This window comes from Bacillus sp. XB1, from assembly GCF_053557995.1.
Genome location: NZ_JBNRIL010000002.1, coordinates 147,004 through 167,610, shown reverse-complemented (window position 1 = coordinate 167,610; position 20,607 = coordinate 147,004). Strand labels below are relative to the sequence as shown.

The window sequence follows — 20,607 nt, the reverse complement described above, 5'->3', positions numbered from 1 at the left end:
TTTTAACTAGATTGTTTATAAAATACAATATAGATTTTAAGAAAAAAGGTGACATCCTTATCATATTAACAATTTTTTGAATATATCTATCACTACTCTCAATATATCAACGATTTTTTAAATATATCTATCACTATTCTCAATATATCAACGATTCAACACGAAATTTCGAATTACCAACAATGAATGCAAAAAAAAGAGAGGCTGTCCAAAAGGACAACCTCTCTTTTCTTATATCAATTAAAATTTGAACTCTTGTCCAACTTCAAAGCTATCTTCTAATACAAGAATACCTTTTTCTTGTGGAGCATCTGGAAGCTCTAATTCACGTGCAGAGCAGATCATTCCAGAAGAAGGAACACCGCGAAGCTCAGCTGGCTTGATTAACATACCGCTTGGCATTACAGCGCCGATTTTTGCAACGACAACTTTTTGTCCTGCATCAACGTTTGGTGCACCACATACGATTTGTAATGTTTCTGTACCGATTTCTACTTTACAGATGTTTAACTTATCAGCATTTGGATGTTTTTCTTTTTCAGCTACATAGCCTACAACAAATTTCGGAGAAAGATCTGCTTCTACTGTTTCTTCAAAGCCATTCTTCGCTAAAATTTCGTTGATTTTCTCTACAAGCTCTTTCGTTAATGTAAGGTTGCCTGTTTCTTTTACTTCTAAGTAAGAAGATGCATTAAAGATGTTGAATCCTGCTGTCTCGTTGCTTTCACGATCGTATACGCGTGCAACATCTCCTTTGCGATCAAAAGTACGGTTCTCTAAAGTAATATCTTGTAAGGCAACAATTAAAGTGTCACCAATTCCTTCAAGGTTGTAAAAAACATTCACTTCGTTCATCCTTTCTCTTTTCCATCTGTCTTCTTCCGATTTTTCGCTAAAATAAAGATTGGTTCAAATTCTCCATCTTCATATACGAATGAAAGTGATGTAATCGGAACATGCCCTTCGGCAAAAAATTTCATTGTCATTTGTGCAATAATATCATAACCGATTTCGTTGACGATATCAGCAATAATTAATACATCTTGGTGAGGAACAGCAACAACCATGTCACCAGAAATCTTTTCACGCATCGATTGTAGTAACGATTCGTTTAAAATACGAGTCGCGTCATACCCATCATTTGTGTTTAAAAAGTAGAATGTATTCCCCGCTACTGTGTCTTGTTTAAATTCATAACCTAATGAGCGTGCGTTGAATAATGCCATTTCACGCACTTGCTGTTCTGTAAGTTCTAATTTTTGTAATAGACGCTCGTCAATTAGTCGATACGTTTTATTCGAATCTAACGCATAGTAAATACGTGTTTCCGCCGTATGATCCGTCATAATAAACGGATTTCCTTCTTCTGCTTGTTTCGGGAAAGAAGTAGAGCGAATAACAGGTAAAATTTTCGCTCCGCTATTTTCTTCTTTATGCATCGCAATTAGCGCTTCTTGTACGTAATAAGCAACTTCTTCAATTGCCTTTTCTTTGTTCACTTCCCATTTTGCCACAACTCCTGGAAGCGATACGTTAATACCTTTTTTGGAGTCTTTTTGTTCAATACGTAAAACTTCTTTCTCACTATCATACTGAAAGTCCCATTCTGGGCGAGATAATTTCTTTATTAACTCATCTTTCATCTTTTTACTTGTCATCTTCATCTCTTTTTCCTCCCTTCCAAAAAAATAACCTCCCCCGCGAAGGTAGAGGTTGTTTTACAATTCAATTGGCAAATTGCCTTATTTTAAACCTTCAATGAACTCTTCGATTTGTTCTTGTGTTTTACGATCTTTGTTTACATAGCGACCAGTTTCTTCACCTTTATTGTACGCTACAAAGCTCGGAATGCCAAATACGTCTAATTTTACGCATAGATCAATAAACTCATCGCGATCTACATAGTAAAATGAGAAATCACTATATTTCTCTTCTACTTCTGGCATAAATGGGTCTACAAAGCGGCAGTCTGGGCACCATTCTGCTGAGAACATAAAGACTACATTCTCTTCATTTTTTAACTGTTGGAATTGCTCCATGCTTTCTAATGACTTCATCTATATTTCCTCCTCTAACGAGTGCATTTTTCATGTTATAATCTTTCTTTTATACTACCATACATCGCGCACGGTGCAAGGTTTATGCTTGCTTTTTGTCATACTTATATTGCCCAACTAACAACTTAACAACGTGTACAAATAATTCCGTACGGTCGACATAATCATCTGTAAAAATACCGATCGCACCTTCGTGACTACGAATATCTTTTCTCTGCACAAACTCTTCCATCACTTCGCTTAATTCCTTACCATCTTCAAGAGGTGCTAAAAAATCGTCTGGTAACGTAATACGCGCTCCTCCGGCCACAAATACTTTCCCATCACTTGTTGCTAGCGCGCCCCAGTTACACATAAATAAACCGTGCTCCGTTTTCATTACGCCGCCTTCTAGCCCAATACCAATTGGAGCTTCTCCTTCCTCTAGCGCTCGCTTCGCTCTATTGATTGCTCCTTGCATCGTCTCTTCATCTGAGAAAGGCTGAGCTGATACTCCTGACGGAACAGAAAGAGATATAATTTCAGCATCTTTCCAAACCTTCTCCACAGCGCCAACCTTCGTTTTATTCTTTGATCCAACTACTACTTTCATTTCGTTCACCTCTATAAAAATTCATCATTCTATTCTAATATCTGCTTCGGCACAAATTAAGTACCAACCACTACCACACACCATCAGGGAATTCCTTCTCCCCATAAAAGAAGGTCGCTTTCTACAATATTACTGGTCCTAAACACAAAAACAGGCTTCTTCTTTCTTCCTACCCGCGGTCTTAATACATCATTCGAGCACCCATTAGGCACTAACCGCCACCACTCATCGCTGGGTCATCTATTCAACCTAAAAAAAGAAGGGTTTTTCGCCCTTCTTCTCTACGCGTTATTCTTAATTGTCTCTAACGTCGTTTTATCTGTTGTTCTTACAAGCTTCGTAATTAATTCTTTCGCCGCTGCATAATCATCAACATGTAAAATTGAAGCATGTGTATGAATGTAGCGTGCACAAACACCAATTACTGCTGATGGGATACCAGAGTTACTTGTATGTACACGGCCCGCATCTGTACCACCTTGTGAAATAAAGTATTGGTACGGAATGTTGTTTGTTTCTGCTGTATCTAAAATGAATTCGCGCATTCCTCTATGTGTTACCATCGTGCGATCATAAATACGAAGAAGAGCACCTTTTCCTAATTGACCGAACTGTGTTTTGTCACCAGATGCATCGTTTGCTGGACTTGCATCAAGCGCATAAAAAATGTCTGGTTGAATCATATTTGCAGCTGTTTGCGCTCCGCGGAGGCCTACTTCTTCTTGTACAGTAGCACCAGAATATAATGTATTTGGTAATGTTTCATCTTTTAATTCTTTTAACAATTCGATTGCAAGACCACATCCGTAACGGTTGTCCCAAGCTTTCGCCATAATTTTCTTCTCATTTGCCATCGGTGTGAATGGGCAAATCGGCACGATTTGTTGTCCTGGTTTTACACCAATTTCAATCGCATCTTCATAACTATCTGCACCTATATCAATTAACATATTTTTTATATCCATCGGTTTTGCACGTTGCGCGTCACTTAATAAATGAGGAGGAATAGAACCAACAACCCCAATAACAGGACCATTCTTCGTCATAACTTGTACACGCTGTGCTAATAAAACTTGACTCCACCATCCGCCTAACGTTTGAAAACGAAGCATTCCGTTTTTCGTAATTTGCGTAATCATGAAACCTACTTCATCCATATGACCTGCTACAAGAACACGCGGGCCAGTTTCGTCCCCTTTTTTCAGACCAAATACGCTACCTAAACCGTCTTGTACAATTTCATCCGCATATTTGCTTAATTCTTGTTTCATAAAACGGCGTACATTATGTTCAAAACCTGATGCACCTTGTAATTCTGTTAACGTACGAAATAATTGTAATGTCTCTTTATTCACGAAGTCCCCTTCTTTCAAACCTTAGTAGAATACCTCTTTTATTGTAACGAAATTTTCGAAATGTTTCTAGTTTCTTCTTTTTTAGCTGTATTTGCTTTATAATTATTATCGGTACACTATTTTTATTTTATAGAATTGAGGTGAATATATGAGCTGGAAAGGTTTAGTAGCAGGTCTTGGCGTTGGGTTCGCAGCTGGTTATCTCGTTGCAAACAAAGTACAAGAACAATCCCATATTTCTTCAGAAAAAGCATTGAAAATGGTGAAACAAGCATTAAGTCATAAAGGTGAAATTACTGGCTCTTGGGTACATATGGTTCCAGAGACATTTGAAAAATATGATGTCGCATATGAAGTTTATCGCGGCGGTCTTACAACAATGTTAAATGATATACAAGAACGATTTGAATTTTTAGTTGATGCTAAAACAGGTACTGTTTTAGAGGTTATAGCAGCATAAAAAGGAGGGTTCCCATTAGGTGAACCTCTTATTTTTTTGAAATTGCGGGTATTGATTAAAATTATATCAGCAATTTTCCGAATATATCGGCGCAACTCAATTTATATCAGCGATTTCCCAATTATATCGGCGCAACTCAATTTATATCAGCGTTTGTTTAAATATATCGACTTACCGACAAAACCCGACAATAAAAAAGAGGCTGCTCCAATAAATATGATGGAACAACCTCCTATTTTTATGCTTCTATACTCGTTTTCCGTTCTACTTTTTCTACGATATGTCCTTCCTCATTCCACTTCACAGCGCGATAATATGCGTCATGGTAAAACGTAAACCATGCCTCTTTTTCAGCACCATACTTCATCCACTTTTGTTTATTTTCAATCGAGGTCATCGGATAATCGTCGTATGCCATTACCCATAATACATTTTGATGTGCGTGCGTCGGTAATAGGTCTGCTAAATGAAGCATCGTTTCCCCATGGCTTTCTAAAGCAATAACTGCATGTCCATCACTATGACCACCTGTATGCACCATTTTTATTTCATCTGTAATTTCTATTTCTTGCTGGAACGTAACAACTTGATCTACAATCGGCTCCCAATTTTCCTTCCAATATGTATTACGGGATCTAATATTTGGGTTCCTCATTTCATTCCACTCTGTTTCACTTACGTAAACTTTCGCGTTCGGAAACGCTGGTACAAGGTGATCACCTTCCCATTTTGTTAAACCAGATGCATGATCAAAATGAAGGTGCGTCATTAAAACATAGTGAATATCTTCTGGCTTTAATCCTAGTTTTTCTAATGATTCATAAACCGATGATTCTTCTGTTACACCTTGATTCCGCTTCATCTTCTCATTCAATTTACCGTTTCCTATTCCGGAATCAATGAGCATATTTCCGTCTTTCGTTTGCAAAAGTAACGGATCTGTTCGTAAATAAATATGATTTGTATCATTATGTTTATACTTACGTGACCAAAGTACTTTCGGCACAACACCAAACATCGCTCCCCCGTCTAAATGTGTATTCCCGCCTTTTAACCACGTTACTTTTATATCTCCAATTTGTAACTGTTCCATTACACATCCCCCTTTCAATTAATCTTAACATAAAATTCTGATTATTTTAGATGTAAAAAAACCTATGCATTACTGCATAGGCTCTGTACGATATTTTGCTTCAACTCGGTAAATACGATGACCTTTACTAGAGAATTTCTCTTCGTATTCAGTCATGATGTTACCTTCAAAGTCGCTGTTATGAAGATCTAAGCTTAAGTACGTTAGTAACATACCATACTCAGCCATACTCATAAGAGAATATTCAAATAGACCTTGGTTATCTGTTTTGAAATGAATTTCTCCGCCTTCTACTAACACTTCTTCGTAATTACGTAAAAATGTTTTATACGTTAAACGACGCTTCGTATGACGTTTCTTTGGCCATGGATCTGAGAAGTTTAAATAAACGCGATCAATTTCACCTTTCGCAAAGAAAACTGTTAAATCTTCAGCATCTTTATTAATTAACTTTAAGTTTGGTAATTCTTCTTCAATTAATTTATCAAGTGCATCTACAACAACACTTGTGAATTTTTCAATTCCAATATAATTAATATGTGGATTCGCTTTTGCCATATCATACATGAAGCGGCCACGACCTGTACCTACTTCAATGTGAATTGGTTGTTCGTTTCCAAATACTTCTTTCCAGCTACCAGCGCGCTCCTCTGGGTTTCCGATTACGATATGTGAATATTCATTAATTCGATCCATTGCATACGGTTTATGTCTTAAACGCATAGATGTTTCCCTCTCTTTACATAGCTATTTTAAAGGAATAATTCCTTCTTTCTTTTTTAATCAATCTACCAAACAAAAAACCAAGTACGTACGAGCACTCGGTCCGTTTCTTTCAAGTATAAGATGTACCATTTTGATAAAAACTACATACAGCATTAAACATTCCATGACGAAACAGCTTTTTCTCTTACATTTGAAGAGAAAAACAATCGAAAGGATGATCCGTTCATGCCAATTAATCAACAACATCAATTAGAAGTGCTGAAAGATATTTTAGTCAACCACCAAAGTGATTGCTGCGGGACAGTTTCAGAATGCGAGCAATTAGAGCGCCTCATTCAATCGTTACTCGCAAACGATAATATAAGTAGTGACGCTAAAACAATGCTAAACGATGTATATTCTTATAGTCAATCGGGTAAATCTTCCTCTAATTTGGACAACCATATTTCCAATAATCAAGAACAACTTACTCAGTGGATTGCTGGAATGGACAATTTTTCTTAAGTATTATTCTGAAGCAAGTAGTTGCTGTAAATATTGATGCCAATATTCAGCTTCTGCTTGCTGTTTTTTTGTTGTATGCCATTGAATAGACAAAATCGTTTGTGCTATCACATACCATCTCATACGCCTAAGCAGCGATTCATCCATTTCAATATCATAATAACCGAGCCACTCACTCCACTCCTGGCGCGGAATGTACCAATATAATAACATACCGAGGTCTAGAGCTGGGTCAGCAATTACAGCTCCATCCCAATCAATTAAAAACAATTCATCTTCATCCGACAATAGCCAGTTGTTATGGTTTACATCACAATGGCATACAACGAATTCATTGTATTCAATAGCTTTTAATGAATCCATTAAATATTGAAGGCCTTGCTGAATTGTTTCATCATCCCTTATATCTCCTCTTAAAACGAGTTGCAGTTGTTGTAATAACTCTTGTGCGTGAAGCGGCTGCTTCCCAAGTCTTTGAATCATCTGTACAAGCGCTTTAGAGGAGTGTATTTTCTTCAAAAGTTTCGCAACACGTTCTAGTTTCATATCCTCTGGCTCTAGCTTCTGTCCCGGAAGCCATTTTTGAGCAGAAATTACATCACCATTCGTTACCCTTCTTGTCCAAAGTAATTTTGGAACAATTCCTTCTGCTGACAATACCGCTAAAAAGGGCGATGTATTCCGCTTTAAAAATAACTTCTGTTGTCCGTTTTGCGCAATATATGCATCGCCCGTTACTCCACCAGCCGGTACAAGACTCCACTCTTTTCCTAATAATTGTTCCAACCATTCCATATTCATTACCCGTTAACAAATCCTTATCTTTTATAGTTATGAAAAGAAAAACCGCAACATTTCTACACATGTTGTGGATTCATATATTTTACTGTAAATGAAAAGAAAAATTAGCCTAAGCCAAAAATCCTCTATTTTATTTTACAAAACCTGTCATAGAATGACAACTTATCAAAATCGTCACCTTTGTCAATTCTACATTTATTACATTCTCATCGTCAAGTAGCGATTTGTCACATTATCGTCAATATATACGTGCTAATTGGAGCGAGCCTAAGTTCCTTTCCTCTAAATGAAGAAATTGGCTCTATTTTCGCTTCGTTTTCGTTTACTAACACATGCCACGTTGCTTCTTTCGGAAGTTGCACAGTTTTAGCTTCTAAACCGCTATTAAATAAGACGATAATCTCTTTCCACGGCCCAAACGATTCTGCATGCTCTAGGTGATATGCAAGTACTTCTGTAGATGTTTGTAAAAAAGTCATATGTTTTTTTATAAGGTCTGCATTTTGTAATCGGAATGCCCCATGCTCTTTACGAATCGCAATTAAACCTTTTATATAGTTAACGGTCTCTATCTCTTTCTCTTTTTGATCCCAATCTAATTGATTGATCTCATCATTTGCATTATAACTATTTTCATTTCCTTTCTTCGTACGATAAAACTCTTGTCCTGCGTGTAAGAAAGGAATGCCTTGTGAAAGAATAACCATTGCGCTCGCTAATAGGTGACGTTTTTTCAAAATCGTTTCTGATTCCTCATTACTGCGCACTAGTTTATCCCACATCGTCATATTATCATGACATTCTACATAGTTAATGCTTTGCGCCGGCTCTAAAAACAGCCCTGTTTCTTTCATACTTAAAAGACTTCCTGCTGCAATATACTGCAAATGATTACAGTCTACATGCCCACCAAATGCAAAACCACGCTTATTTATATGAAATGTACTCCCTTTTATCCCATCACGAAATTGATCATTAAACTGCGCGATATGTGGCATTTTCTTCGCATTATTTAACGTTGCTTTTTCCTCAAGAGGAAGCGGTGTTTGTAAATCCCATCCTTCTCCTAATAACAAAGCATCTCGTTTTATGTTTCGCACTTCTTTCTCTATCATATTCATTGTATCAACATCTAAAATTCCCATTAAATCGAATCGGAATCCATCGACATTGTATTCAGTAAGCCAATATAAAATAGACTCTACAATGAATTTCCTCATCATTTTCCGTTCAGATGCTATATCATTTCCGACTCCCGTCCCATTAGAAGGCATACCATCTTCACCATGACGAAAATAGTATCCTGGAACAAGCTTCTCAAATGATGATAGCTCTCTTTCATAAACATGATTATATACAACATCTATAATCACCCTAATACCTTGTTCATGAAATGTTTCAATTAGTTGTTTGCACTCAACTATCCTGTTATACGGATCAGAGGGGTTTGTAGCATAATATCCTGTTGGTGCATTGTAATATAATGGATTGTACCCCCAATTATAGGCAGAAGAAGGATTCGCCTCATCCACACCACCGAAACAATATAAAGGCAATAATTCAACATGCGTAACGCCTAAATCTTTTATATGAGACAAACCTGTCAATGTCCCATTTCGTCCTGTTGTTCCTTCTTCCATTAGCCCTTTATACGTCCCTTTTTTACTCACTCCACTGTTCGGATGAATAGTAGCATCACGAATATGCAATTCATACAATATGGCATCTGTCATTGCTTGTAATGGTGGTAATTGCTCTCGTTTCGTTACAGTCGTCTTTTCTAAATCGATAACAATGCCATACTTTCCATTTACAGTCACTGACTTTGCGTAAGGATCCACCGCTTCGTTCCATATTAAATTAATACAAACAAGAAATGTATAGCGTGCTCCGTCTAAATCACCTTGTAATGTTTGAATCCAAACTCCGTTTTCTCCCCTGTACATTTCATGATCGGCATATTCTTTATCGCTCTTATAAATTCTTACTTTCGCGAGCCTTGCAGTTGGGGCCCATACTTTAAATGTCGTTTCTTGTTTTTGATACACAGCACCTAAATCTGTACCTTCGTAATAATACTTTTCATCGAAAATTTTTGTTCGAATAACAGCACCTATTTGTAAATCAGTTTCTTCATTCCGTTCATCTCGTACTGTATAATACTTCCCCACATCTAGCGGCTCTTCTATAAAGCACTCATACTTCGTTGCATCTGGAAGCGCAATAGTATGAGCAATCGGTAAATCTTTCACATTACTTCCTTCTTGCAAACGAAATGTCCGACTTGTTCCATACGCATGTGGGAGCAAAATTGTAATTTTATTCATTTCATCTAAATAGGCATCAAATGGACGTTTTACTTTCAACATAAAAAAATCACCATCATTCTCAAAGTTAAAATAAAGTGAAACTTTAATGAGCGAGAAAATTTTTCCATCCTCACTTATTATTAGCCTTCACCAATTAGGCGAGATAAAATGAGCTGCAAATGATAAGGCTTTTCTTATCAACAAGACTCTATACAGTAACTCCATTCTTCTCTATAGTATATTCACCTGCATAAAAAACGTTTTCAACATTCTATTTTTGTAATTTTATTTCAGCAATCGATTTATACTTCGGGGTTTCTTTCACGTGGGATTCGTATAAAGTAATTGTATCTGCTTGAAATGATATTTCAGGCACTTCTTTTATACTTTCTAAACGAAACTTTTCTTCTCCTATCCATTTACGAGCAACGGTAATATGCGGGTGATACGGGCGTATTTCTAGAGAAAATCCATTTTCTTCACAAATGGCATGTACTTGCTTTTGCAACTGAAACAAATCGTGATTCTCACTTACCTTCGCCCCAAAAATACGGGGCTGATCTTCCCTACCAAACGTTGAAAAACCTTGTAACGTGAACGATAGTTCTTTTGTTTCTGCAACTGTTTGTAATCCATTTTTTATTCCCTCTAATTGTTCCTCCGTTGCACTCCCTAAAAATGAAAGGGTAATATGATAGTCTTCTTTATGTACCCATGAACGAAATTGTAATTCCTCTTGCATGTCCTTTTTATAGTTATACAGCATTTCTTTTATATGATTCGGTAACGTAATTGCGACAAAATAATGCAGTTCCATGTACATCTTCTCCTTCTTTCTATTGTTGCTTTTCTTTCTTATCTCATTCAGGTAAAAAGAAGCCGCTCTCCAAAATAGAGAGCGGACATTATTTATATATCCATTACTTCGCTAATTCATGAATTGCTTGCGCGTAAATTGCTGTTGCTTTTAATAAGTCTTCAATTTCGATATACTCATCTTTTTGATGTGCAAGTTCTTCTTTTCCAGGGAATAGCGGGCCAAATGCCACACCAGCTTTTAATGAACGAGCATAAGTACCGCCGCCGATTGCTAATAGTTCTGCTTTTTCACCTGTTTGTTCTTCATACACACGTTGTAACGTACGGATTAATACGTGATCTTTATCGACGTGATGTGGGCGAGAATTAGAATAGTCGGCCACTTCAAAACCATGCGTACCAACATATTCTTTCAACTTCACAATTGTTTCTTCAAAGTTAGTTGTAACTGGGTAACGTACGTTTAGCCCTAAGTTACCACCGTTTTCTTTCGTATAAGAAATGCGACCGACATTCACTGTTAACGGACCGCTAATTTCATCTTTATAAGCAATAGTAGCTTTTTCACCAAAAATATCACCAGTAAATGTTTCTGTTGCAAATGTCGCAAATGCAGTTGCTTTTCCATTAAGTGAAACTGTAGTTAAGAAGTTTGCTAATAATAAACCTGCATTTTCTCCTTTTTCAGGAGTAGATCCGTGCGCTGAAATTCCTTCTATTTGCAACGTCACTGTATTTCCTTCTATAGTCGATTTCCCTATTTTTTTAGCATTTTGTAAATATTCTTCATATGCTACTGTAAGTGCATTTACATCTTCTCCTGTAATAACCGCTTCTGCAAAATCAGGAACCATATTTAAACGGCGCCCTGAATCAAATGAAACAAGTTCATATGTACCTTTTTTCTCTTCACTACCATTTTGCACAACTTGTATATCAGAAATTCCTTTTTCTGCATTAATAATTGGAAAGTCTGCATCTGGTGCAAAACCGATTGTTGGCATTTCTTCATTTTTAAAGTAGTGATCTACACATTTCCAATTACTTTCCTCATCTGTTCCTATAATCATACGAACACGTTTTGAAAGAGGTAAGCCTAATTCTTTCACAATTTTCATCGCATAATATGCTGCCATCGTTGGGCCTTTATCGTCAATTGCACCACGTGCAAAAATCTTTCCATCGCGAATATCCGCACTATATGCAGGAGTCGTCCAGCCATCTCCTTCTGGTACAACATCAACGTGACAAAGAATGCCTACTAACTCTTCTCCTTGTCCCATTTCAAGATGACCTGCATATCCTTCTAAATTTTTAGAAGCAAAACCTTCAGTTTCTCCTTTATGTAACATGAAAGATAAAGCTTTTTCTACACCTTCACCGAATGGTGCGCCCTCTTTCGCCGATTCTTCTTCCCATACACTTTTAATTTGTAAAAATTGTTGTGTATCACGAATTAAATCATCTTTTCGTTTCGCAACTTCTTCTGTCCAATTAATTGCTGACATCACGCATCCATCCTTCACTATATTGTTTCTTTCATCATAACAAACCGAAATCTCTTATGCCATACACGAAAACTAAATACCGAACAATTGTAATATTTCAGATATTTCTTATTAGTTTTTCTTTTATTTTTCCAAAAAAATTTGCAGGAATTTGGCGTTTTACGTAGAATTTTATGTGTTAGTTGACTGACCATATATACAATGTCAACTACCAATATTTTTCTATATGAATATTTGTTAAATTTCTGTAAAATTTAAGTAGATTAAAGCATGAATTTTATCATGTAGAGTACAATGGTAGTAACGACCTTCTTTCCTGAATGGGGTCAAAAAAACTAGTAGAGGAGTGGTTTTCTCTTGAAACCTACAACTACTCGTATGCTAACACGCATTAAATCAATTTATATGTACATCAATGAAAACGGAACGGTAACGACGAAAGACCTTGTAGATGAGTTCGGGATCACACCGCGAACGATACAACGTGATCTAAATGTGTTGCAGTTTAATGAACTCGTGTATAGCCCTTGCCGCGGTAAGTGGACAACAACAGGAAAGAAAGTGAGAATGACCTCATAATGAAAAATAATTGTATGTAAATAAATACATACCCCTTTCTAATAATTAGAAAGGGGTCTTTTCTGCGCCTATAAAGGTACTACTTTTCAGTATCTACTTGATATGTTTTTAACATTTCTACTTCTTCATCTGTTAGCTCTCGGTATTGTCCAAGTTCTAGTTCTTCATCTAATACTAACGGACCCATCTCTGTTCTCTTTAGGTAGACTACTTTTTTCCCTACCGCTTCAAACATACGCTTCACTTGATGGAATTTCCCTTCCGTAATCACAAGCTCAATTTCAGAAATATCATCGCTTTTCAATATTGTAAGTGCACCTGGCTTTGTTTCATAGCCATCATCTAAAATAACACCTTTAGCAAACTCTTTTACATCCTCTTCTGTTACTACTCCTGCAACGTGTGCATAATATTTTTTCGGCACATGCTTTTTCGGAGATAATAATTGATGTGATAACTTCCCATCATTTGTTATCAATAAGAACCCTTCCGTATCGATATCAAGTCGTCCAACTGGGAACGGATCAAAGATTGCATCTTCTAATTCTAATAAATCTATTACTGTTTCATGATTATCATCTTCCGTCGCTGAAATAACACCTTGTGGTTTATGCATCATTAAGTAAACAAATTCTTTGTATTCCACAACTTCACCGTGAATCATAACTTCTTGCTCTTCTACATTTACATGAACTTTCGCATCTTTTACTGGCGTTCCATCAATTTTCACAACGCCGTCTTTCAATAATTTCTTTACTTCTTTTCTACTTCCATATCCCATATTTGCTAATAATTTATCTAATCTCACGTTTTTCACCTTCTTTATTTATCATAGAAAAGGGGACGTAATTACGCCCCTCTTGATTTCAACTTTATTTTAAATCTACTACCAAGTTTACGTTGAATTTTATCTAATGCTTCTCCGCCAAATACTCTTTCAAGTACTCCTGTGCGAATTGCTAACAATCCGTAAACAAGACCGCCAATACCTGCACAAATTGCAACTGTTATAAGAGCACCAATACGGCCATCAGGCGAAATCATGAAGGATAGAAGCCATTGTGATAGTTTTACAGCAACGACCATTATAAGTGTTAGTACTGCAATTTGGAATGTTCTTTTATATACAACACCGAATGAATAGTGTGCGTATTTTTTAATTTGTTGATTTGTGTACCAAACAGAAGCTAAGAAACCAACTGCTGTTGCTAGAATTGCTCCTACTGTACCGAAATAACGAATAAAGATTACGTTACATACAAATTTCAAAATAACGCCCATTATAAGCGCAATAATCGCATGCTTCTGCTGGTTAATACCTTGCAGGATTGCCGCTGTTACTGTAAATAAAGCGAATAACAACGCAACTGGTGCATACCACATTAATACTTGTCCACCTAGTGGATCTGAATCGTAAAACGCAGTATAAATTGGATATGCCAGTGAAGAAATACCGACAACTGCTGGCAATGTTAAAAACATATTCGCCTGGAATGTTTGTGTAATTTGTAATTTCAAATAACGGTATTGTTTTTCAGTAAATGATTTTGTAATTGCTGGTACAAGCGTTAAACTAAACGCTGTTGCAAGTGATACAGGAATCATAATTAACTTATGCGTCCACATTGTGAAAATACCGAGAGCTCGCTCTGCGATATCACCTTGACCAATCGCCTGCATAATTGAGTTAAATGTCAATGTATCAATTTGTTGATATAAAGGAATTGTTAACCCAATTACAACGTAAGGAATCGCATATGCAAATAACTCTTTAAACAATTGAACGGTGCTTACTGTTGATTCTGGTACAGTTTGTTCAATTAAATATTGATCCAAATATTTTTTACGTTTTAACCAGTACCAAATTAACACACCGAGTGCTCCAACCGCTGAAACGAACGCAGCAAATGTCGCTACTCCAACTGCTGTTGCAACTGTACCGCCAAGTACTTTAATAACGATAAAACTACCTGCTAATAAAAAGACGATACGAATAATTTGTTCAATAATTTGTGAAACGGTAGTTGGTCCCATAGACTGGTGACCTTGGAAATAACCACGAATTAAACTCGCTGCTGGTACAACAATAAGTGCGAAACTTACAAGACGAATAATCGTCGTAACTTCTCCTACATTATTGTGTATACTTTGTTTACCAAGCATCGCTTCTGCAAACAATGGCGCCGTCATGTACAGTACTAGGAACGAAAGAACTCCTGTTACTATCATCATAACCATTCCCGAGCGGAACATTCTCCGGCTCGTTTTATAATCGCCAAGCGCATTATATTTGGAAACAAATTTTGAAACAGCAAGTGGCACACCTGCCGTTGCGATACTTAAAAAGATCGTATATGGAATGTATCCATATGTATAGAGCGTTCCGCCTTCTGTTCCTACTAATGCATGAAACGGAAAGACGTAAATCATGCCTAAGAACTTTACTAAAAATGTCCCTAGCGTAACAATAAGCGTTCCGCGCAGAAATTTCGAATCGGACATACAAAAATCCTCCTACATCTACATAAAGTGAAACTATAATTAGTTGGAGACTTCTCTCCTACTCCTTATTAGTTGAACCATTCGAGCATTTACAGGCTAACAGACTCCCTATTTACTTCTCCTAAATCTTGAGGTTTTAGTCTTATCGCCTACAAATGGCAGGATAGTGCTGAACTCTAACTTTTGTATTGTACCACAATTCTCTCATTAAGCAGTACTTCACTCTATTTTTCTTTTAAGGGAAAACATGCTATTCTTTTAGGCAGGAAATGTAGAAAATGAGGTCGATATATTATGCATTATGATGTTATTGTCATCGGCGGCGGTCCTTCTGGGCTAATGGCTGCAATTGGTGCTGCAGAAGAAGGCGCAAATGTCTTACTTCTTGATAAAGGAAATAAACTTGGGCGTAAACTTGCAATTTCTGGTGGCGGACGCTGTAACGTAACGAACCGTCTACCACTTGATGAAATTGTTAAACATATACCAGGAAACGGTCGCTTCTTATACAGCGCTTTTTCTATTTTTAATAATGAAGATATTATTACATTCTTCGAAAATCTTGGTGTTAAATTGAAAGAAGAAGACCATGGTCGCATGTTCCCTGTGTCAAACAAAGCACAATCTGTTGTAGACGCACTTTTAACACGATTAAAAGACTTAGGTGTAAAAATTCGTACAAATACGCCTGTTGAAACGATTGAATATGAAAATGGTCAAACGAAAGCAGTTATACTGCAAACAGGCGAAGTGTTAGAAACGAATCACGTCGTTATCGCTGTTGGCGGAAAATCAGTTCCTCAAACTGGATCTACTGGAGACGGATATGCTTGGGCTGAAAAAGCGGGTCATACAATTACAGAATTATTCCCAACAGAAGTACCTATCCTTTCAAACGAGCCGTTTATACGTGACCGCTCATTACAAGGTCTTGCTTTACGTGATATAAACTTAAGTGTATTAAACCCGAAAGGAAAAGCTATCATTTCTCACAAAATGGACATGCTCTTCACTCATTTCGGCCTATCCGGACCCGCTGCTCTTCGCTGTAGTCAATTCGTCGTGAAAGCACTGAAAAAGTTTAAAACGAATACAATACAAATGAGTATTGATGCATTGCCAGAGGAAAATAGTGAGCAACTATTTCAGCGCATGCTGAAACAAATGAAAGAAGATCCGAAAAAAGGAATTAAAAACGTTTTAAAAGGTTATGTTCCTGAACGTTACTTCCTATTCTTATTAGAAAAAAATGAAATTGACGGCAGCGAACAAGCTGGACAAGTTTCTCACGAAAAGATTCGTGCACTTGTGAAAGACTTTAAAGAGTTTACTGTGAATGTAAATGGTACGCAGTCAATTGAAAAAGCATTCGTTACTGGCGGCGGTGTATCCGTGAAAGAAATTAACCCGAAAGAAATGTCTTCTAAATTTACGAACGGCTTATATTTCTGCGGAGAAGTTCTTGATATTCACGGTTATACTGGTGGCTATAATATTACATCAGCCCTTGTTACTGGTAGAATTGCCGGAACGACAGCTGGAGAAAACGCGAAAATGCAGTATTAAAAAAAGAAACAGGGATTCCTGTTTCTTTTTTTATAGGTACATGAAATTATATGAGCAATTCCACAAATATATCAGCGATTCCGCAACTTATATCGGCGATTTCCCAAATTTATCAGCGATTCTGCAACTTATATCGGCGATTTTCCAAATTTATCGACTTACCGACAAGAAGCGACAAATATCTGCTCCATGTAACTTTCCATTGCTTTTTTGTTGCTTTATTTACCTTAGTACCTTTATATTTTATATTGTTGAATATTTAAAAAAGGGTAAGGGGAAAACAAATGAGAAAAAAAGTCATGATGTCTTTAATGTTAATGACGTTTCTTTCTGCGGTAGAAGGAACGATTGTTAGTACAGCAATCCCTCGTATAACGAGTGATTTGTCAGGCGTCGAACTTGTTAGTTGGGTATATGCAATTTATATGCTTGCAACAGCTGTTTCGACTCCAATATACGGAAAGCTCGCTGATTTATTTGGCCGTAAAAAAGTTTTACTGATCGGAGCTACAATCTTTTTAGTCGGTTCTGCACTTTGCGGCGTCGTTACATCGATGGAACAATTAATCTTTTTCCGCGCGCTTCAAGGTATCGGTGCTGGTGCTGTTATGCCAATCACAATGACGATTATTGGAGACTTATATAGCGAAGCGAAAGACCGCGCGAAAGCACAAGGTTGGATGAGTGCCGTTTGGGGTGTATCCGGTGTTATCGGACCGTTAGTAGGTGGATTTTTAGTTGATTCCCTTTCTTGGCGCTATATTTTCTTCCTAAACGTTCCATTCGGAATTATCGCTTGCTTAATGATTGCAATTTACTACAAAGAATCTATTAAAGCTGCTAAGCATCATATCGATTATCTTGGTGCAACAGTCTTCTCATTAAGTACAATCGCTCTACTATATGCATTATTAACAGGTAGCAGTAAGCAAAACTGGGGAGACATGACAATTATCGGCCTATTAATCTTTGCCGCTATTTCATTTATTATTTTCTTATTCATCGAGAAAAAATCTCCAGAACCATTAATTCCGCTAGCACTTTTCTCTAACCGTACATTATCTACGATAAATATATTAACTCTTATTGCTGGCGCAATGATTATTAGTATTACAATGTACCTTCCAATTTGGAGCCAAGGTGTATTAGGGAAAAATGCTACAGAAGCTGGACTTATTTTAATGCCAATCCCTGTTATGTGGACATTTGGCGCTATTTTCTCTGGTAACTTAGTAGGCAAATTAAAAACGAAACAAATCATTTTACTTGGAGCTAGCATTTTATCAGTCGCTACGTTCTTATTATTTACACTATCAACAAATTCACCATCGTTCCTTATTTATGTAGCAGTCGGATTATTCGGCTTAGGAATGGGGCTTGTGACACCGATTTACATGGTAACAATTCAAGCAGCCGTACCAGCTCATACACGCGGAACAGCTGTTGGTTTAAACACATTTATTAATACATTTAGTCAAACATTAGGTGCTGCAATCTTTGGAACAATCTTCAATACGATGATTCATGCGCGCGGTATTAAAAACCTTGATCTTGTATCTGGCGGACACGGCGGAACTACAACAAGTGTAGCCACTGAATCACAATCCGCATTAGCAGCAAGTGTACACGTTATTTATATGAGCACTTTCGTATTAGCAGTATGTACATTAATTATCGGTTGGCTTTTATTAAAGCCAGCTACACAAACAAGTGAGCAACAATAAAAAGGATGACCATTTTGGTCATCCTTTTTTTATTCTTCATTCTCCACAATATGTTTCAGCATGGATAATTTATTATCCCAAAAACGTTCATAATATGAGAGCCACTGTTGTAATTCTTCTAATGGTTCTGGATGCAAACGATATATTTTCTCTCTTCCGCTTTTTCTTCCACTTACTAAATTTGCTTCCGAAAGAATATGAAGGTGCTTTACAACCGCAGTACGACTCATCGGAAAATGATCCGTTATTTTGGAAATCGGTAACTCTTTGTCACTTAATAACCGTATTACTTCTCGGCGGGTTGGATCAGCAATTGCTTGAAATACATCATATTTCGCTGCTGACGAGGACACTTAGCCTTCGACAACCTTTTTCAGTTTTTCATTTACAATCGCTACCCAACCACCGCTCATTCTATCGCGAATAATAGAGCTCTTCGCATTTGCTTTCGGAAGAATTTCATCAGGATGTTTCCAGCCGCCGTGAATTAACGTAAATTCTGTTTTGTTATCTCCTAAGTCTTTCAAATTAAATGAAACAACCCAGCCATCTGTATCCCATGAGAAAGATAAATAGTTTGGCTCATCAATCTCTAACACTTTACATGGTGATGGCCCAAATGGTGATTGCACATGAAATTCATGTCCTACCTCTAATACAAAATCATTTGGCATAAACCATGACGCAATCCCTTCTGCAGTTGATACTACACTCCATACCTTTTGAATAGACGCGTTAAAAACGATTGTTTGTTTAATATCATTTAATGTATTTTGTTGTTCCATTTTCATTCTCCTTTACTCGGCGTTATAACATAACACCTTTTGGTTATACTTCGATAATATAACACCTTTTAGTTTCATGTCAACGCTAATTCTTTTACTGTTGAGAAATTCTCAACATTTTTTCAACAGGACAAACACCCTCTTAGCATTTCCTCATAATATACTCACAAAGGCAATACAAAATAAAAACTTCTCTCAACATGAAACTCCATCATTTATCTTGAGAGAAGCGCCTTACTTATATCATGCGTACTTCGTCTCTCCTCCTTCCCTCAAGGGACAATACGCGAGATATGACAAATCAGAAGGAATATGCCCACCATTTGAGTAGGTAGTTATTTCTCTTCTCCTCAACATTTCCTCAGGAGCGAAATGACTACCGACTCACTTTTTTCAAACAAAAATAAAAAGGGGATGAAAGCTATGTTCTATTGCATTAACTGCTCTGATATTCATCATGAAAAACATCCGAATGATAAAGTATTCAAAAACGGTTTTTATATTGATCCATTTTTAGGTGATCGTTATCACCTTGGTATGTGTAAAGATGCCCAAAATCATGAAACAGGGGAGCCTCTTTTAACGACAAAGAAATTAGGCACACCCCAATCTATTATGAACGTATTACCGACACATGTTGTCCCAACATAAAACATAAAAAAGAGCTGGGTGAGCCAGCTCTTTTTTATGCTTTATAAACGATCATTGCTGAAAAACAATAAATTTGGTTTTCATCGTCGTTAATGGAAACACCAACTTGATACTTAATATCTACAAAGTTGCTATCATCAATCTTTTTCAAAAACACATTCACAGCGTCTTCTAAGTCTTTTTCGTGACTTTCATCAAACACTTTCACACGAATCATGTTAACACCATCCTAGATCGCAGCCCTCCGCCGCTTGATTATTGCCACGGTGCGTATCTATGATGCGATAAAACTTTCCATTCTCATATATATATCCGTCTTCTAACACATATTTTTTATCTTCAGTATAGACATAAAACTTACCTATCATAAATTTACTCGTATATAATTCCAAATAATTTGGTCTAAATTTAGCTACAACTTTATTTGTAATATCAATTTTTATTGTGCGCCCCACCTTCTCTCCCTCCTTTGCAAAGAACGGATTTAGGTATATTGTATTAGCGCTTTTACATTTTATGCTTAAAAATAAGTGGATATGCCTTCTTTCTCACCTGTACTATTTTTCTAAAAAAATC

Annotated in this window: 23 protein-coding genes; 6 read left to right on the top strand and 17 right to left on the bottom strand. The window is 36.8% G+C overall.

Annotated elements, in window-relative coordinates; translation table 11 throughout:
- Window positions 1-240: 240 nt before the first annotated feature.
- The 5 genes from ytpR to ACK1U5_RS16090 form a co-directional block, all read right to left on the bottom strand.
- Window positions 241-855 carry a YtpR family tRNA-binding protein gene (ytpR, locus tag ACK1U5_RS16110; protein ID WP_001006761.1) on the bottom strand — a complete coding sequence of 205 codons (615 nt, stop codon included), beginning with the start codon at window positions 853-855 and terminating at the stop codon, window positions 241-243.
- Window positions 852-1,664, bottom strand: a complete 813-nt coding sequence (locus ACK1U5_RS16105; protein WP_000784588.1) for a DUF1444 domain-containing protein — start codon at window positions 1,662-1,664, stop codon at window positions 852-854. Before ACK1U5_RS16105 ends, ytpR begins: the two co-directional genes overlap by 4 nt.
- A gap of 78 nt (window positions 1,665-1,742) precedes the next feature.
- Window positions 1,743-2,057: a thioredoxin family protein gene (locus ACK1U5_RS16100; RefSeq protein ID WP_000838193.1), complete on the bottom strand. Its 315-nt coding sequence runs from the start codon at window positions 2,055-2,057 to the stop codon at window positions 1,743-1,745.
- An 82-nt stretch (window positions 2,058-2,139) separates the two neighbouring features.
- Window positions 2,140-2,649, bottom strand: coding sequence for a DUF84 family protein (locus tag ACK1U5_RS16095; protein ID WP_113710587.1), 510 nt, complete (start codon window positions 2,647-2,649; stop codon window positions 2,140-2,142).
- A gap of 281 nt (window positions 2,650-2,930) precedes the next feature.
- On the bottom strand, window positions 2,931-4,004 hold the full coding sequence (locus tag ACK1U5_RS16090; RefSeq protein ID WP_001986690.1) for a M42 family metallopeptidase: 1,074 nt from the start codon (window positions 4,002-4,004) through the stop codon (window positions 2,931-2,933).
- Window positions 4,005-4,152: 148 nt separating this feature from the next.
- Between ACK1U5_RS16090 and ACK1U5_RS16085 the strand changes: the two genes are divergently transcribed.
- Window positions 4,153-4,464: a PepSY domain-containing protein gene (locus ACK1U5_RS16085; protein ID WP_000118543.1), complete on the top strand. Its 312-nt coding sequence runs from the start codon at window positions 4,153-4,155 to the stop codon at window positions 4,462-4,464.
- Window positions 4,465-4,702: 238 nt separating this feature from the next.
- Here the strand turns inward: ACK1U5_RS16085 and ACK1U5_RS16080 are convergent, their stop codons facing one another.
- Both ACK1U5_RS16080 and trmB read right to left on the bottom strand, forming a co-directional pair.
- Window positions 4,703-5,557 (bottom strand): YtnP family quorum-quenching lactonase, encoded by an 855-nt coding sequence (locus ACK1U5_RS16080; protein ID WP_000436862.1) that lies wholly within the window; start codon window positions 5,555-5,557, stop codon window positions 4,703-4,705.
- Window positions 5,558-5,626: 69 nt separating this feature from the next.
- The gene (trmB, locus tag ACK1U5_RS16075; RefSeq protein ID WP_001239385.1) at window positions 5,627-6,280 is read right to left on the bottom strand and encodes a tRNA (guanosine(46)-N7)-methyltransferase TrmB; all 654 of its coding nucleotides are present in this window, start codon (window positions 6,278-6,280) and stop codon (window positions 5,627-5,629) included.
- A gap of 228 nt (window positions 6,281-6,508) precedes the next feature.
- Here trmB and ACK1U5_RS16070 point away from each other — a divergent pair, with 228 nt between their 5' ends.
- The gene (locus tag ACK1U5_RS16070) at window positions 6,509-6,787 is read left to right on the top strand and encodes a YtzH-like family protein (RefSeq protein ID WP_001122235.1); all 279 of its coding nucleotides are present in this window, start codon (window positions 6,509-6,511) and stop codon (window positions 6,785-6,787) included.
- Window positions 6,788-6,790: 3 nt separating this feature from the next.
- Here ACK1U5_RS16070 and ACK1U5_RS16065 read toward each other — a convergent pair whose 3' ends face one another.
- The 4 genes from ACK1U5_RS16065 to pepV all read right to left on the bottom strand — a co-directional run bounded on the left by ACK1U5_RS16065 (window position 6,791) and on the right by pepV (window position 12,224).
- Window positions 6,791-7,588 carry a phosphotransferase family protein gene (locus tag ACK1U5_RS16065; RefSeq protein ID WP_001986674.1) on the bottom strand — a complete coding sequence of 266 codons (798 nt, stop codon included), beginning with the start codon at window positions 7,586-7,588 and terminating at the stop codon, window positions 6,791-6,793.
- 227 nt (window positions 7,589-7,815) lie between these two features.
- Window positions 7,816-9,957: a type I pullulanase gene (gene pulA, locus ACK1U5_RS16060; RefSeq protein WP_048568523.1), complete on the bottom strand. Its 2,142-nt coding sequence runs from the start codon at window positions 9,955-9,957 to the stop codon at window positions 7,816-7,818.
- 211 nt (window positions 9,958-10,168) lie between these two features.
- Entirely contained in the window at window positions 10,169-10,714 is a 546-nt protein-coding gene (thpR, locus tag ACK1U5_RS16055) for an RNA 2',3'-cyclic phosphodiesterase (RefSeq protein WP_113710586.1), read from the bottom strand.
- Window positions 10,715-10,817: 103 nt separating this feature from the next.
- Window positions 10,818-12,224, bottom strand: coding sequence for a dipeptidase PepV (pepV, locus tag ACK1U5_RS16050; RefSeq protein ID WP_087875819.1), 1,407 nt, complete (start codon window positions 12,222-12,224; stop codon window positions 10,818-10,820).
- Between the two features lie 357 nt (window positions 12,225-12,581).
- Here pepV and ACK1U5_RS16045 point away from each other — a divergent pair, with 357 nt between their 5' ends.
- On the top strand, window positions 12,582-12,803 hold the full coding sequence (locus ACK1U5_RS16045; protein WP_000805512.1) for a DeoR family transcriptional regulator: 222 nt from the start codon (window positions 12,582-12,584) through the stop codon (window positions 12,801-12,803).
- 79 nt (window positions 12,804-12,882) lie between these two features.
- On the opposite strand, the gene ACK1U5_RS16040 is transcribed toward ACK1U5_RS16045, so the two are convergent.
- Both ACK1U5_RS16040 and ACK1U5_RS16035 read right to left on the bottom strand, forming a co-directional pair.
- Complete coding sequence (locus ACK1U5_RS16040) at window positions 12,883-13,611, bottom strand: pseudouridine synthase (protein ID WP_001234947.1); 729 nt, start codon at window positions 13,609-13,611, stop codon at window positions 12,883-12,885.
- A gap of 41 nt (window positions 13,612-13,652) precedes the next feature.
- The gene (locus tag ACK1U5_RS16035; RefSeq protein ID WP_001284029.1) at window positions 13,653-15,305 is read right to left on the bottom strand and encodes a putative polysaccharide biosynthesis protein; all 1,653 of its coding nucleotides are present in this window, start codon (window positions 15,303-15,305) and stop codon (window positions 13,653-13,655) included.
- A gap of 294 nt (window positions 15,306-15,599) precedes the next feature.
- Between ACK1U5_RS16035 and ACK1U5_RS16030 the strand changes: the two genes are divergently transcribed.
- Both ACK1U5_RS16030 and ACK1U5_RS16025 read left to right on the top strand, forming a co-directional pair.
- Window positions 15,600-16,871 (top strand): BaiN/RdsA family NAD(P)/FAD-dependent oxidoreductase, encoded by a 1,272-nt coding sequence (locus ACK1U5_RS16030; RefSeq protein ID WP_000558859.1) that lies wholly within the window; start codon window positions 15,600-15,602, stop codon window positions 16,869-16,871.
- 284 nt (window positions 16,872-17,155) lie between these two features.
- Complete coding sequence (locus ACK1U5_RS16025) at window positions 17,156-18,595, top strand: MDR family MFS transporter (RefSeq protein ID WP_098567609.1); 1,440 nt, start codon at window positions 17,156-17,158, stop codon at window positions 18,593-18,595.
- Between the two features lie 29 nt (window positions 18,596-18,624).
- Here the strand turns inward: ACK1U5_RS16025 and ACK1U5_RS16020 are convergent, their stop codons facing one another.
- A complete protein-coding gene (locus ACK1U5_RS16020; RefSeq protein WP_000098837.1) occupies window positions 18,625-18,948 on the bottom strand; it encodes an ArsR/SmtB family transcription factor in 324 nt (107 codons plus the stop codon).
- The gene (locus tag ACK1U5_RS16015; RefSeq protein WP_000437770.1) at window positions 18,949-19,380 is read right to left on the bottom strand and encodes an SRPBCC family protein; all 432 of its coding nucleotides are present in this window, start codon (window positions 19,378-19,380) and stop codon (window positions 18,949-18,951) included. It lies immediately after the preceding gene.
- Between the two features lie 423 nt (window positions 19,381-19,803).
- Between ACK1U5_RS16015 and ACK1U5_RS16010 the strand changes: the two genes are divergently transcribed.
- Window positions 19,804-20,031, top strand: coding sequence for a DUF3973 domain-containing protein (locus ACK1U5_RS16010; RefSeq protein WP_000498988.1), 228 nt, complete (start codon window positions 19,804-19,806; stop codon window positions 20,029-20,031).
- 34 nt (window positions 20,032-20,065) lie between these two features.
- Here ACK1U5_RS16010 and ACK1U5_RS16005 read toward each other — a convergent pair whose 3' ends face one another.
- Both ACK1U5_RS16005 and ACK1U5_RS16000 read right to left on the bottom strand, forming a co-directional pair.
- On the bottom strand, window positions 20,066-20,248 hold the full coding sequence (locus ACK1U5_RS16005; RefSeq protein WP_000621751.1) for a sporulation protein Cse60: 183 nt from the start codon (window positions 20,246-20,248) through the stop codon (window positions 20,066-20,068).
- A 1-nt stretch (window position 20,249) separates the two neighbouring features.
- A complete protein-coding gene (locus tag ACK1U5_RS16000) occupies window positions 20,250-20,486 on the bottom strand; it encodes a DUF2553 family protein (protein ID WP_000533804.1) in 237 nt (78 codons plus the stop codon).
- Between the last annotated feature and the right edge of the window lie 121 nt (window positions 20,487-20,607).